This window comes from Acidobacteriota bacterium (assembly GCA_039030395.1).
Classification (GTDB): domain Bacteria; phylum Acidobacteriota; class Thermoanaerobaculia; order Multivoradales; family JBCCEF01; genus JBCCEF01.
On the sequence record JBCCEF010000009.1, the window covers coordinates 145,796 to 159,824 of the forward strand.

The 14,029-nt window shown below is 67.0% G+C and carries 9 protein-coding genes; 4 read left to right on the forward strand and 5 right to left on the reverse strand.

Annotated features, from left to right (window positions below):
• Positions 1 to 186 precede the first annotated feature (186 nt).
• Together AAF481_11130 and AAF481_11135 are read right to left on the reverse strand one after the other, a co-directional pair.
• The gene (locus AAF481_11130; protein MEM7481717.1) at positions 187 to 1,752 is read right to left on the reverse strand and encodes a mechanosensitive ion channel; all 1,566 of its coding nucleotides are present in this window, start codon (positions 1,750 to 1,752) and stop codon (positions 187 to 189) included.
• 268 nt (positions 1,753 to 2,020) lie between these two features.
• On the reverse strand, positions 2,021 to 4,378 hold the full coding sequence (locus tag AAF481_11135) for a PBP1A family penicillin-binding protein (GenBank protein MEM7481718.1): 2,358 nt from the start codon (positions 4,376 to 4,378) through the stop codon (positions 2,021 to 2,023).
• Between the two features lie 105 nt (positions 4,379 to 4,483).
• Between AAF481_11135 and AAF481_11140 the strand changes: the two genes are divergently transcribed.
• The 3 genes from AAF481_11140 to AAF481_11150 all read left to right on the forward strand — a co-directional run bounded on the left by AAF481_11140 (position 4,484) and on the right by AAF481_11150 (position 8,088).
• Positions 4,484 to 6,415 carry an ABC-F family ATP-binding cassette domain-containing protein gene (locus tag AAF481_11140; GenBank protein ID MEM7481719.1) on the forward strand — a complete coding sequence of 644 codons (1,932 nt, stop codon included), beginning with the start codon at positions 4,484 to 4,486 and terminating at the stop codon, positions 6,413 to 6,415.
• Positions 6,416 to 6,554: 139 nt separating this feature from the next.
• Positions 6,555 to 7,169, forward strand: a complete 615-nt coding sequence (locus tag AAF481_11145; protein MEM7481720.1) for a sigma-70 family RNA polymerase sigma factor — start codon at positions 6,555 to 6,557, stop codon at positions 7,167 to 7,169.
• A gap of 4 nt (positions 7,170 to 7,173) precedes the next feature.
• The gene (locus tag AAF481_11150) at positions 7,174 to 8,088 is read left to right on the forward strand and encodes a hypothetical protein (GenBank protein MEM7481721.1); all 915 of its coding nucleotides are present in this window, start codon (positions 7,174 to 7,176) and stop codon (positions 8,086 to 8,088) included.
• A gap of 186 nt (positions 8,089 to 8,274) precedes the next feature.
• Here the strand turns inward: AAF481_11150 and xseB are convergent, their stop codons facing one another.
• The 3 genes from xseB to AAF481_11165 form a co-directional block, all read right to left on the reverse strand.
• A complete protein-coding gene (xseB, locus tag AAF481_11155; GenBank protein ID MEM7481722.1) occupies positions 8,275 to 8,505 on the reverse strand; it encodes an exodeoxyribonuclease VII small subunit in 231 nt (76 codons plus the stop codon).
• Between the two features lie 138 nt (positions 8,506 to 8,643).
• A complete protein-coding gene (xseA, locus tag AAF481_11160; protein MEM7481723.1) occupies positions 8,644 to 10,053 on the reverse strand; it encodes an exodeoxyribonuclease VII large subunit in 1,410 nt (469 codons plus the stop codon).
• A gap of 114 nt (positions 10,054 to 10,167) precedes the next feature.
• The gene (locus AAF481_11165) at positions 10,168 to 10,698 is read right to left on the reverse strand and encodes a hypothetical protein (GenBank protein MEM7481724.1); all 531 of its coding nucleotides are present in this window, start codon (positions 10,696 to 10,698) and stop codon (positions 10,168 to 10,170) included.
• Between the two features lie 216 nt (positions 10,699 to 10,914).
• Between AAF481_11165 and AAF481_11170 the strand changes: the two genes are divergently transcribed.
• Positions 10,915 to 14,016 (forward strand): tetratricopeptide repeat protein, encoded by a 3,102-nt coding sequence (locus tag AAF481_11170; protein ID MEM7481725.1) that lies wholly within the window; start codon positions 10,915 to 10,917, stop codon positions 14,014 to 14,016.
• Positions 14,017 to 14,029: the final 13 nt, after the last annotated feature.

Here is a 14,029-nt window from a genome sequence, read left to right on the forward strand (position 1 = left end):
CAAATCAGTTTCCTCAGATATTGACACATAATCCAGCCTCGCGGCAAGGCGTCCAGTGGAATGGCCCCGGCGGCAGGGCGACCGGAACGAACGGTAGACGACGAGAAACGGCCGGTCGAGAACTCCCGACCGGCCGCTGTGCCGAATCCCATGGACCCGCTCGCCGGAAAACGAGCGGGCCTGCCGTCAGGTGATGGGCGAACCGGGGTTGCCGGTGGATCCGCCCTTGCCGGTCCAGCGTTCGAGATAGCGCGCCGCCAAGTCGCGACCGCCGATGCCGAAGGCGATCGCCGCGGCCACCGCCAGGGCGCCGAGGGAGAGGCCGAAGGCGAGCAGGATGACGTCTTCCGCCAAACCCGCCTGACGCAGAGCCATCACCGCCGCCAGCACCACCACCGCCGCCTGGGCGACCCGCGCCAGCAGATCCGACTGGGCAACGTTCGACGACCGGATAAGCCCCGCCGCCAGGCCGGCCAGGTAATAGCCGACAACGAAGATCAACGCCCCCAGCAGCACGTTGCCGGCGAACAGGGTGAACTCCGTCACCATCGCGGCCAGGAGTTCGAATTCGAGCAGGCTCAGGGCCTCGATGGTGGCAAACAGCAACAGGCCCACCATCACCACATAGCCGAGGATCTGGCTGGGCGGCCGCCGCGCCGTGGGCTCACCCTCCGACGCGTCCACCACCGGCGGGGCCACCAGGCCGATGCGCTCCAAGAAGCGATCGAATCCGATGCCCGCCAGCAGGTTCGACACGACGCTCGCCAGTACCTTGCCGATGAAGTACGCCAGAACGATCACCACGCCGGCGGCGAACAGCTGCGGAATGGCGAGCATGATGCGGTTGAGCATCTCGCTCGCCGGGCGGGTCACCGCGTCGATGGCGAGGGCGTTCAAAGCCGCGATGATCACCGGCAGCAGCACCAGCACGTAGAGCACCAGGCCGATCACCGACGACAGGCTCTTGCCGCCACCTTGCGCAGACACGCCGATGGAGTCACCGAAGCGATCCACCCCCGCCGCCGCCAACAGGCTGGTCACCACCCGCTGCAGGATGCGCGCTCCCAGCCAGCCGAGCACCAGAATCAGACCGGCGGCCAACAGATTCGGCAGATAGCCGAGGATCTTGTCCACCAGACCGTTGACCGGATCGAGCAAGCCGGTGAGATTGAGGGCACCCAGCACCGCCGGCAGGAAGAGCAGGAAGGTCAGCCAATAGACCGTCTCCCCCAGGGTCTTCGACAACGCCGGCGATGGCTTGGCGTCCGCCTCGGAATCCGCCTCGTCGGCCTCCGTTTGGCGCGCCAGGCGCTCGTCGAGGTTCGCCGCCCGGGCACCCCGCTCCACCAGGAAGCGCAGCACCCGCGCCAACAGCCAGGCGATCACCAACAGCACCACCGCCGACAGCAGGTTCGGCAGGAAGGCGAACACCTCGTCCAGCAGGCCGGCGATGGGGCCGGCGACGAAGGCCAGGCCGAGCACCTGGAAGAAGGCCAGAAACACCATCGCCATCAACAGCCAGAAGATGATGCGGCCGACGATTCCTTCCACCTCCGGCGGCTTGCCTTCGCGGTCGCCCTGAAGCCAGGCCGCGAGGCGGTTGTCGATGGTGGTACGGCGCAGCCCGGCGCGCACCACGGCACTGATCACCAGCGCCACCAGCCAGCCGACGATGAGCACCGCCAAGGCCGCCAACAGATTCGGTAAATAGCCGCCAAAAGTCGCGGTCAAACGATCGATCCAGATCTCCATCTCTACTCCTCCTCCGGGAGTTACCCCTGGAAATGAAGGGAAAAACTCCGCGCCATGCGCAATTTTCCCAGCACCCGCCGATTGCCGCGCCGCACCGAAACACCGGCAAAACAACGGCCCAACGGGTGAAAAGTGTTCCGTTCAAACGGTATGGATCGGGTCCCTGAGAGCACGCTGTGAGCCGTGCTCCCGCACCCTACCTACAGTGTCCGCTCAGAGGCTAAAGAAATGCAAAGTTCGCACCAAAATGGCGCGTCGGGCATGAAACTCAGCCGTCGCCGAAAACCCGCTTCAGCCAGCGCCGGAAGGGGTGACGCCGCTCGACCGGCCGACGGCGATCCCAGCGCTCCTCGCGGTAGCCGCGGCCGTGGAGATCGCAGACGTACTCCGGCACCTGGTTGCGCAGGAAAACCTCTGTCTCCACCAGCGGGCAGCGGTCCGTCGCCAGACCACCGCTCTCCGGGTCCACCACGGCGGTCACGACGCCCGCCGGCTGGCGGAAGGTCGAGTAGCCGCCGGAGGGACGCACCCGCACCGTAAAGCGTGCCCAGATCGGAAGGGCCGCCCGGCCGCCGGACATGCGGGTCTTCGAGTTGTCGTCGTACCCCACCCACACGGCCGTGGCGCGGTTTGGAGCGTAGCCGGCGAACCAGCTATCGCGACGGCCGTTGCTGGTGCCGGTCTTGCCGGCCAGGCGGTCCGTCAGGCCCCAGTCGCGGGTCACCCGGGCGGTGCCGCGGTCGAACACCCCCTGGAGCACCGAGGTCATCAGATAGGCACCCTCGGGGCTGATCACCTGCTCCGGCGCCGGCAGGGGCTCGCCCAGCATCGGCTCGCCGGAGGGATCGAGGATCGCGGCCAGTCCGTGCACCGGCGGCCGTTTGCCGCCGGCGGCGAAGGTGGCATAGACCGTCGCCATCTCCACCGGACTGACTTCGAAGGCACCGAGGGCGAGGGAGGGCACCGGATCGAGGGGCGCCGTCACCCCCAGCCCGCGGGCCACCTCGATGATCGGCTTCAGACCGACCTGCAGGGCCAGCCGGGCGGTGGGCACGTTGAGACTGCGCTCGACGGCGGTGCGCACGCTCACCCAGCCGTTGAACTCGCCGTCGTCGTTCTGCGGCGACCAGCGTTGATTGGCGAGGCGCACCGTCAGCGGCGCATCCTCGACCATCGACGAGGGCGAGGCGACGCCGCGCTCGAAGGCGGTGGCGTAGATCACCGGCTTGAAGGCGCTGCCGGCCTGACGGCGCGCCTGGCCGGCGCGATCGAACTGGCTGGAGCCATAGTCCCGGCCACCGACATAGGCCACAATGCTGCCGTCCCGGGGATCCACGGAAACCATCGCCGCCTGGAGCGGCGACGGCATGTCGCGACCCTTCTCCCAGCCTTCTTCGAGCGCCTCGAGGCCCCAGGAAACGGCCTCCTCGGCCTTGTTCTGGTCGGCCCCTTCGAGGGTCGAAAGCAGCACGAAACCGCCCTCGGACAAATCGTCCAGCCCCCAACGCGCCGCCGCCTCTCGGGCCATCGCGTCGGCGAAGTAGGGAACCCCCCGGCGGCGCGGCGGAATCGGCCGGGCGACCACCGCCTGGTCCATCGCCGCCCTCGCCTGCTCCGGCGACACCATTTCGAGTTTCGCCATTCGCTCGAGCACCAGGTTGCGGTGTTTCTTGGCGACCTCCGGATCGGACACCGGGGTGCGGTTCGCCGGCGCCGGGATCATCCCCGCCAGGGTGGCGGCCTCGGCGAGGGTCAGTTCTCCGGGCTCCCGGCCGAAGTAGGCCCGCGCGGCGGCCCCCACGCCGATCAGGTTCACCCCACCGGAGGCGCCGAGGTAGATCTCGTTGAGGTAGGCCTCCAGGATTTGCTCCTTGCGGTAGCGCGCATCGAGCATCAGCGCCAGAATCGCCTCGCGGCTCTTGCGGCCGAAGGTCCGCTCCGGACCGAGATAGAGGTTCTTGACCAGTTGCTGGGTGAGGGTACTGCCGCCCTGGCGGACGCCGTCGCCGAACAGGTTCATCCAGGCGGCCCGCGCCACCCCGGCGATGGACACCCCGGAGTGGTCGAAGAAGCGATCGTCCTCGGCGGCGAGAACGGCGTTGATGACGTGCGGCGGCAATTCCCTCACCCGCACCGGCCGGCGCTCGTTCAAGGCATCGCCGTAGTACGAGGCGAGGAGCGGCGGATCGAGCAGGGCGGAGGTCACCGCCGCGCCGTCCAGGGTCAGGGCCGCCACCCGCCGTCCCCGCAGGCGAACGTCGAGCACCGCGTCACCGGCCGGACCGGCAGGAGTGGGAAACGGCCGCAGGTGCACTTCGAGGCGGCCGCGGCCGGCGCGGAAGCTGCCCGGCGGCAACTCGCCCTCACCGGCAACGCTCTGGTACCCCTCGCCCCGAAAGCGCTCGGCCAGCGCCTCCAGATCGGCCCGGCCGTCCACCGTCAAGAGCGGCGATCGGCCGTACAGCCGCGACGGCTGGCGCTGATGAAGATCGGCGAATTGCCCGGAAAGCTGCCAGAACGGCAACAGGATCCATACGGCGATGGCACAGGAGACGGCCAGAAACAGGCCGCCCCCCAACAGCAGCGCCTTACGGCGCGGGCGGGGAATGCGAAGTTTCAAGGGCATAGTGCGCGATGAATCGACCCAAGGGCAATTGCTCTGCAAGATCGAATCCAGAGAGCCGAAAATCCGGTGGTTCCGGAGCGACCGCCTTGGTAGAGTCTCGGTCCCATGATCGCCGTCTCGGACCTCGGAAAAGCCTTTGGACCCCAGACTCTCTTCCAGGGAGCCTCGATCCAGTTCAATCCCGGCAACCGCTACGGGCTGGTCGGCGCCAACGGCTCCGGCAAGTCGACCTTCCTGAAGATTCTGGCGGGGGAAGAGCCGCCCAGCGAAGGGGTCGTGACGGTACCCAAGCGGCTCAAGCTCGGCGTGCTCAAACAGGACCACTTCGACTTCGAAGAGCACCCCATCCTGCACGTCGCCATGATGGGCGATCAGGACGTGTGGTCGGCGATGGCCGAGAAAGAGATCGTCCTGGCGAAGGCCGAGGAATCCTTCGACGCCGACCGCTACGCCGAACTGGAAGACATCATCCTGCGCCACGACGGCTACACCCTAGAGGCGCGGGCCGGCGAGATCCTCGAAGGTTTGGGCATCCCCACGGAGCAGCATCCGCTGCCGCTGTCGACCCTTTCCGGCGGCTTCAAGTTGCGGGTGCTGCTGGCGCAGGTGTTGGCCGCCTATCCGGATGTGCTGCTCCTCGACGAGCCCACCAACCACCTGGACATCGTCTCCATCCGCTGGCTGGAGAAGTTTCTGGTCGACTACCCCGGCTGCTCCCTGGTGATCTCCCACGATCACCGCTTCCTCGACAACGTCTGCAACTACATCGTCGACGTGGACTACGAGACCCTGCGCCTCTACCCGGGCAACTACTCGACCTTCGTCGAGGCCAAGGTCGAGGAGCGCACCCGGCGGGAAAAAGAACTCGCCAACCGCGAAAAGCAGATCGCCCAACAGCAACGCTTCGTCGATCGTTTCCGGGCCAAGGCCACCAAGGCGCGCCAGGCCCAGAGCAAGCAAAAGTTGATCGACAAAATGTCCGAGGACCTCGAACCGCTAGCCCAGTCCTCGCGCCGCTATCCGACCTTCAAGCTGCGGCAGGTGCGGCCGAGCGGCAAGGAAGTGCTCAATCTCGAAGGCATCTCCAAAGCCTACGGCGAAAAGCAGGTATTGAAAGACGTGTCCCTGACCGTTCGGCGCGGTGACCGGCTGGCGATTCTCGGCCCCAACGGCATCGGCAAGTCCACCCTGCTCAAGATCGTCATGGGCGTCGTCCAGGCGGACGCCGGTGAGTCCGAGTGGGGCTACGAGGCGCGGCCGGGATACTTCGCCCAGGACCACCACGAACTGCTGGGCGAGGCCAAGCAGTCCGTCGAGAGCTGGCTGTGGGAAGCCTGCCCGATGGAGCCCATCGGCTTCGTGCGCGGCCAGCTCGGCCTGGTGCTGTTTTCCGGCGACGAGGCGGAAAAAAACGTGCAGAGCCTCTCCGGCGGCGAGGCGGCGCGCCTGATCTTCGCTCGCCTGGCGGTGGAGCAGCCGAACATCCTGCTCCTGGACGAGCCCACCAATCACCTCGATCTCGAGGCGATCGACGCGCTGGTAGAAGGCCTCCGGGAGTACGACGGCAGTCTCATCTTCGTTTCCCACGACCGCTACTTCGTGTCGCGCCTGGCGGACCGCATCCTCGAACTTTCGGCCACCGGAATCCAGGACTTCCAGGGCACCTACGACGAATACCTGGCACACTGCGGCGACGACCACCTCGACGCCGACACGGTGATCCTCAAGGCCAAGCGGGAGAAGCGCAAAGAAAAGACCGCGGCACCGCCGCGGCAAGCTTCCGCCGACGATCGCAAGCGCCGGCGCCGGCTGGAGAAGCGGCGCGACGAGATCACTCACAAGATCGAGGCCAACGAAGCGCGCATCCACGAGATCAACGAGCTGTTCTGCGACCCGGCGTATTTCGAACGCACGCCCCACGGCAAGGTACGCAAACTCGAGGACGAGCAGAAGAAGCGCAGTGCCGAGAACGACGAGTTGATGACCGAATGGGAGGAGATCGAGTCGCAGCTCGAAGCGGCCGCCGACATCGCCTAGGGAATGAATCGTCCGGCTGTGCGGTACCTGAGGTACCTTGTTCGAATCGGGCAGCGCTGGAACCGCCGACGGGCGGTGGGTAGGATCGAAAAGGAGCGGTAGGTGGGATCGTAGAAGGAGGCGAGACAAAGGAGGATCGTTGGAGGATTCTCAGCACAAGGCCCTCGCCTTCTCCAGGCCTGAGGCCCAAACCCCCGAGGCCGAGGTATCGACCGAAGAGGTCGTCCGCCGCCTACAGCAAGGACTAAACCCCGAAGAAGGTTTCCGGTACCTGTTCAATCGATACTATTGGCCCCTTTTCCGGATCTTCCGGCGGCGGGGTTTTTCCGATGAGGAATCGAGGGACTTGGTGCAGGACGTGTTTGTCGGGCTGCATCAGAGCATCGCGAGCTTTCGCTGGGAAGCACCCTTTGAAGCCTGGCTAATCGGCCTGGCCAAGAACACCGGGCGCAAGCGAGTGCGCCGGGCGGTGCAGAAAAACCGACGAGAAACCCCCCTCGACGAGCGCGACCACGACGGTCTCGCGGTTCGCACCTCGGACGATCCGCTGAACGATCTGCTGTCGCAGGAGCGTGGCGACCGACTGCGGGAAGCCCTGGCTGAGCTTCCTCGCCGAATGGGCGCTTGCGTACGGCTCCGCATCGAGCGAGAGCTGTCCTACGCCCAGATCGCGGAGGTGCTGCAGATGGCCGAAGCCACCGTCAAGGTCCACATGTTCGAAGCGCGCAAACGCCTCAAGACCCTGCTTTCCTGAACCCATGGCCGACCACACTCCGCATCCGGAACATCCGAGCCCACAGGAATTGGCCGCCTACCGGTCCGGCGCCCTGGGTCCGGAACGGATGGACGAAGTTCGCCACCACCTCGCCGAGTGTCGCGGCGAATGCGTTGACTGGGTGCTCGATCTGGCGGAGTTCGAGAGCGCCGCACCGCCCACCCCGGAAGGCGACTGGGAAGCACAGCAGCGCGAAGACTGGCGCCGCCTGGAAGCCCGCCTCCAGCCCGCTTCGAGGTGGCCTGGACGGTGGCCCCTGGCGGCGGCCGCCATGCTCCTCCTGTCGCTTGCCCTGGGGGCCGTGCTCGCCCACTCACAACTGGAGAACCGCCGCCTGGCGGCTTCCTTGGAAGAGCAGCAAACGGAGCGGGCGCGCGCCCTCGGAGAATTGCGGGCGGAAGCCGAAGAAGCGCGCCGGGAGGTGGCGTCCGCCAACCGCCGGCTGAGCGACGCTGAACAGCAGATTGCCGGCCTGGCCGCCAGCCTCGCGGGGAGCCAAGCGCCGACGGCGCGACCAAGAGACCTCCAGCCCCGCCTCCCCCAGCTCTTCATTCCCAGCGCCGATCTGTTCCCGGAGAACTTCGTGCGCAGCGCACCCGGCGATGCTCCGGCCGGCGAGGCCACCCGCCTCACCGTGCCGCCGGGCATCGACCTCTTCACCGTCACCCTCAACCTCGCCGACCCCGGCCAGAACTCGGCGTACCGATTGCGCATCCTCGACCGCACCGGCCGGGAGGTATGGAGCGGCGAAGGGTTGCAGCTCACCCGCTTCGGCAACTTCTCCGTTGTTCTTTCGCGGCGCACCTTCCCGGCCGCCCGCTACCGCTTCGAGGTCGACGGCCAGGACGCCGCCGGCTGGCAAACCCTCGAAAGCTACGAGCTGGAAATCACCGACTAACTGAGTGCTGAAAAAACTCTTCAGCACCCTGCTCCGAGCCCGGAGGGCGAGGCGGCGCCGTAGGCGCCGTGGACGGGGTGAGACCGAAAACACTGGTGTTTTCGGCCGAGGGGGCGCCCAGCCCCCTCAAGAAGGAGCTAGCAGGGCAGCTGAAATCATAGGCCGAAGGCCTTTTTCAGCAACCTGCTAGTCGCCGCCGCTCTCATCCAGCGACTGGACAATCTGGCTGACCTCCACCTCCGCCCGACGGATCTTGCCGCGGCACAGCTCCAACAGTTCCGCCGCCCGGGCCAGCTCCGCAGCGAGACGATCGATATCGACCTCCTCGCTCTCGATGCGGCCGAGAATTTCATCGAGGGCCGTCATCGCATCGCCGAAGGTCGGCTCCTGTTCCACCTTCTCTTCCGACTCACTCATGATTCCTCCACCCGGCTAGCAGAGTGCTGAACACCGCTTCGCCGATGATCTCAGCACTCTGCTAGCTGTTCATTTTTCAGGGGGCTGGGCGCCCGCCCGCGGTCCGCCCCTCGCCCAAAGAGCTTTGGCCCTTCGGGCTCACCCCGTCCCCGGCGGCTCCGCCGCCGCCTCGCCCTCCGGGCTCGGAGCCGGGTATCGATGAGTTTTCGACACCCGGCTTTTCACCTCTCCCTGGGAAAGTTGTGTGATCAGGCGATCGCCGGCCGCAACCTTCGAAGCATCGCGCACCACCCGGCCCGCACCATCGCGGGTCAAGCTGAATCCGCGCTCCAAGGTGCGCCGCGGAGAGAGCTGCCGGCACAGGCGCTCCCAGCCGGCCAGGGCCAGGCGGCCTTCCCGCAGACGATCCTCACTCCGGTCGGCAATCGCCCGCAGGACCTCTTCGAGCCGCGCCGACCGGCGCGCCAGGGCGCGCGGGGCTTCGCGCGCCAGGCGCCGATTCCGCTCCTCCAGGGCGCTGGACCGAGCGCGCAAGGCCGACCCACCGAGGCGCGCCAGAGAGCGTCCGCGCCCAGCCAGGCGGACCGCCGCCGAAGCCAACCGCAGGCGAGCCACCGGCACCATGCGGGCGGCGCCGGCCAGCTTCTCGCGCTGGGTCTGGAGCTGCCGAAGGGCGGTGCGCGGAATCTCTCGGTTCAGATCCTCCAGCCGAAGGTCCGCCTGGGCGACGCGCTCGATCACGACCTCCGCCGCCTTGGTCGGCGTGGTGACGGCGGTGTGGGCCACCACATCGGCAATGGCCACATCGATCTCGTGGCCCAGTCCCGTCACCACCGGAACCGGCGCCCGGGCAATCGCCTCGGCCACCGCCCGCTGATCGAACACCGCCAGATCGCTGCGCGAGCCGCCGCCGCGGACCATCACGATGGCGTCGGCCCCCACCTCGCCGGCGGCGCCCAGAGCCGAAACCAGTTCCGCCTCGGCGGCGGCGCCCTGTACAGAGGAATGGATCAGGGTCACCCGAAAGCCGTAGCCGCTCTCTTCGAGGGACGACAGAAAATCGTGGTAGGCCGCGCTGTCAGCGGAGGTGATGAGGGCGAGGGAGAGGGGCAGCTCCGGCATCGGCAAAGAGCCGTTGGTATCGAGCAGTCCCGCCGCCGTCAACGCCGCGAGGGTCTCCCGTCGCTGCTGCTCCAGACGGCCGAGGGTGTAGGTGGGATCGATCTGCCGCAGCACAAACTGCAGGCGCCCGGCGGGAGGATAGAAATCGAGATTCCCCCGGCACCGGATCTCCACCCCCTCCGCCAGGGGCTCCGCGGACCGGCCCAAACGCAGCCGGTCCCCGCGCCACAGCACCGCGTCGAGTTTGCCCTGGATCCCTTCCCGGCCGTCCTTCTCCACCAGCTCGAAGTAGCTGTGGCCGCGCTGACTGGGCCGCAACCGCTGGACCTCCCCCACCACCCAAACGGAGTAGAAACCCTGGGCCAGGAAATCCCGCACCTCCTCGCAAAGCTGCGAGACACTGTAGGTTTCTTCGTCGAAGGGCACAGCAGGCTAAGCGGTCAAGGCGAACCCGGCCCTCGCAGGGCCGCAGGCGTACTCGCAGTACGCCGAGGACGCGGAGAGGCCGAGGGACACCGCAGATGCAGGTGCATACGCTCTTTAGTGGTACGTCTTGAGTTCGCTTGAGGTCGCCAGCGGAATCGACTCCGCCCACTCGATGGCCTTGGGATCACCCACCGTCAGCTTCTCGAGAAACCGCACCGCCTCGTCGCGCTCATGGAAAAGCCGCCAAATGAAGGTGTGGCCAGCAGGCGCGGTAAAGTAGGTGAAATTCTTTGCTCCGTCGCTGAGATCGAAGCCTAAATTCCCTTCGCCGTTGACACCGACACAAGCCAAGGCCACCGCTCGAAACGCCAGCGCGAGGGCCTTTAGAGGTTCCTCGAATTCACCCAGCTCTTCTTTCGAGAGGGGAGAGTGGTATAAGGCGATGCGATCACTGCTCTCCGAGGCGAGGAGATTGTAGGCCACGTCATGGCGGTCCATGGCGTCCTTGGTTTCGGCGGTGGTGACGAAGACGTCATCGGTGCCGGTGACCTTGTAGGTGATCGCGTAGGTATCGTCGTCGAAGCGCGAGAAAGCCTCCGGCAGGATGCCCTCGTCTTCGATAGTGAAATAGAACAATCGGCTCATCAAACTTCGTGCATTCATGAGATCATTTCCCAGTCGTCTTCAGTAGAGGCCCCACATGAACATCTTGCAGGGAGCGGTTTTGAGGGAACCTCCGGGCGCCGGACAGCGGAGCGGAACGTCCGCCAAGCGCGCGAACTCGTAGGGTAGCAGAACTTGATCGAAGCTGCGGAAACAACTCCCTCATCGGACCGAGCACCGAACTCGGAGAGCCTGCTCTTGCCGGCCGGCCTGCTCCACATCTGGCCGCGATCGGAACCGGCCTTGTGGCACGCGTTGACGGAACATCTGGCCGAGTCCGTAGGCCCCGATGCGGGGGTGCATCCCGTCCATCGAGGCCTGCTGGCGGTGCTCCCCACCGGCAATGATCCGGCCGTCCTCGACACCGCCGTGTCCTACGGCCGCTTTCTGCTGGCGGCGGCGCGCCGGCCGCGCAGCGGCGGAGGCGCCGAAGCGGCGATGCTGGCGTCTCCGGGGCAGGTTCGCCTGCAGCGCGGCCGCCTGACCATCGAGCCGGATCACCTATTCGAGAATCTGGTCTCCTCCCCTCCAGATCTACAGTCCGGCGACGTGCACCTCACCGGCCGGGCGCTGCGCTCCCTCGAAATCCAGCGAGAAGGAGAGCCGACGGATCCGCTGATCGGAGCCACCGGGCGCTCCGTTCCGATCTTCCGCCTGGGCCACGTCCACAAGACCCATCGCCTGTGGCGCAATCCCGCGCCGGTCGGCCGGCGCGTTCGAGCCGCTCCGCGGCCGAGGATCGAAGAGAGCCTGCGGGAAGCTCTCCGGAGCCCGGTCCTGCGGGTGCAGGGAGCGATGGGGGTCGGCAAAACCCGCGCCGTTCTCGAAGCCCTCGACCCGGATGCGCGTCGGATCCTGCGAGTGGTCGTGCCGGCCGCCCGATCCGCCGTGCCACCGCTGGCGGCGCAGCTCGCGCGCGGACTCCTGCAGCTCGCCGATGCCGACGAGCGGACCGAGCTGGTCGCCCTGATCAACCGCCTCACCGACGTCCGCCGGCAAGAATTGACCGGCCGCTCCCCCGATCACGGCGAATTCACCGCCGACTCCATCGCTCAACTCCTGCGCCGAGCCGCCACCGGCCGGGCAAAGAGCGGTGGCCTGCCCCTTACCCTGATCTGCGACGACCTGGAGCGAGCCTCCGAACCCGAGATCGCGCAGCTCCACGAGTTGGCGACCGGCTGCGACCCGGCCACCTTCCAGCTCGTCCTGATCGGCCGCAACCAAGTGCCCTGGCCGGAGGACATCGCAACCGTCGACATCGGCACCTTCGAGAGCGAGGAGATGGCAGGGCTCGGCGCCAACCTGTTCAGTGGGCTCTCCCTGCCGGAGGTCGTTCAGCATCGCCTCCTGGCCGCCTCCGGCGGCAATCCCTTCGTCCTCGAAGAGGGCCTCGCCGCCCTCATCCACGGTAAAAAACTGCGCCAGATCTACGGCAGCTTTTTCTTCAGCGGCGACGACGACGTCGGGTTCCAGCCCTCCGCCCGTTTGATCGGTCATGTCGAAAGCGAACTACGCTCGCACGGCCATGCCCTGCCGATGCGCCTGCTGGCGGCGGCAAACGTCCCGGTATCCGGGCCGGAATTGCGGTCCGCGGCCTCGCTGCTGAATCCGTCCGAGGCCGGAGATGCGGCGTGGCATAAGCCGTTGCTGGGAAACGGCTGGCTGGCAAACGGCGACTCCCCCTGGGGGAAGGGCCTGGCCTACACCGCCGTCGGCATCCAACAGGCGGTGGCGGCAACGGTCGGGGATCCCCAGACCTACCGCCACGCGGTGGGCGAGCTGTTGGTCGAGCTGTCGTCCGACGACTCCGCCCGCTGGCAGGCCTACCACTTGATCGCCGGCAGCCCGGAGGCGGTGCCGGTCCTGCTGCGCGTCGCCCGCTCGCGCAACGTCGACGGCGCCGACCGGCCGGCCCAGGACGAACACCTGCTGGCCGCTCTCACCCACGAAGTGGTGGCCCACCGGGAACGCAACGGCGACTCCGAAACCGAGCTGAAGCTGCTGATGGCCTTGCTGCCCATCGCCCTCAACACCGCGAACCTCGAAGGCTTGGCCGGCGAACTCAAGCACGCCATGCACCTAGCGCTCCAACAATCCGTTTCGGGACCGGAGCAAATCCTCGCCCTGGCCCGCCTCAAGGCCGACCTCGACCGGCGCGAAGGTCGCCTGGACAAAGCCGAAGAGACCCTGCGCTCGGCCCTCAAATCCTCGCGCACCGCGGACGAAGCGGGCAAGGCCGCCCTCCTCCTCCAGCTCGGTCGCGTGCTGATGGAGCAGCAGCGCTACGAAGAGGCCGAAGGCCTGCTGGAAAAAGTCCTGGAGCCGATCGAACGACCGGGGTTCGAGGCCCTGTCGGCCACCTGCCGCTTCTACCTCGGCAACATCGCCCTACGCCAAAACCGATTCGAAGGAGCCGGCGAGCATCACCGTCGGGCGCTGGAGCAGCGCCTAGCGCGGCCGAAGATCGAGCAGGGCAAGCCGACCATCGCCTCCCTCACCGCCTTGGGCGCCGTGTGCCTCGCCATGGGTCGCTATTCGGAGTCCCTGGAGCACTACCAGGAGGCCGAGCGCCGCGCCCGGGAACTGGGAGACAAACTGGAGCTGCCCTTCGCCCTTCTCGGCCTCGGCGAAGTGCTCGGGCGGCTGGGCGACTTCGCCGCCGCTTCGAGCCCGCTGCGCCACGCCCTGGTGATGCGCGAGCAATCCGGAGACGACCTCGGCGAAGCCCTCGCCCGGCTGGCGGTGGCCCGCAACCACCTGGACCTCGATCGCCCGCAGGACGCCCTGCGCGAAGCCCGAGAAGCCCACTTCCGCATCAGCCTTCTGCCGGAAACCCCCTTCAACGGCGAGGCCAACCGCCTCCTCGGGCGGATTCAGCTCCACCGCCGGCACACCGCCGAGGCCCGCGAACACCTGCTCAAGGCGCTGCAGTTCCACCTCAACCAGCGCGACGAAGTGGCCGCGGCCTTCGACCGCTCCTGGCTGCTCGAGGCCGCCCTGGTGGAAGAGCGAGCGGACGTGCTCACCCTGCTGGTCTCAGAACTGAAGAGTTTCCTCGACCAGCACATCTATCCGGAACAGGGCGAACGACTGGACTATCGCGTCTACCGGGGGCTCGATTGGCTGCACCAGAGGCAGCAAGGGACCGAAAGTCCGTTGCCCTTCCTCGAACGGGCCTATGAGGCCCTCCTGCGCAAGGCCGGCCGCATCGAGCCGGAGGTACGCCAGCACTTTCTCTACCAAATACCGGAGAACCAGGAGATCCTGGTGGCCGCCACCAAGAACGGCATCACCGGGTAGGAAGGGGCTGAAA

What these genes read in the sequence shown, in the direction of transcription:
- AAF481_11130 (MEM7481717.1), bottom strand. Translation starts at nt 1,752, where the DNA reads ATGGAGATCTGGATCGATCGTTTGACCGCGACTTTTGGCGGCTATTTA.
- AAF481_11135 (MEM7481718.1), bottom strand. Translation starts at nt 4,378, where the DNA reads ATGCCCTTGAAACTTCGCATTCCCCGCCCGCGCCGTAAGGCGCTGCTG.
- AAF481_11140 (MEM7481719.1), top strand. Translation starts at nt 4,484, where the DNA reads ATGATCGCCGTCTCGGACCTCGGAAAAGCCTTTGGACCCCAGACTCTC.
- AAF481_11150 (MEM7481721.1), top strand. Translation starts at nt 7,174, where the DNA reads ATGGCCGACCACACTCCGCATCCGGAACATCCGAGCCCACAGGAATTG.
- xseB (MEM7481722.1), bottom strand. Translation starts at nt 8,505, where the DNA reads ATGAGTGAGTCGGAAGAGAAGGTGGAACAGGAGCCGACCTTCGGCGAT.
- AAF481_11165 (MEM7481724.1), bottom strand. Translation starts at nt 10,698, where the DNA reads ATGAGCCGATTGTTCTATTTCACTATCGAAGACGAGGGCATCCTGCCG.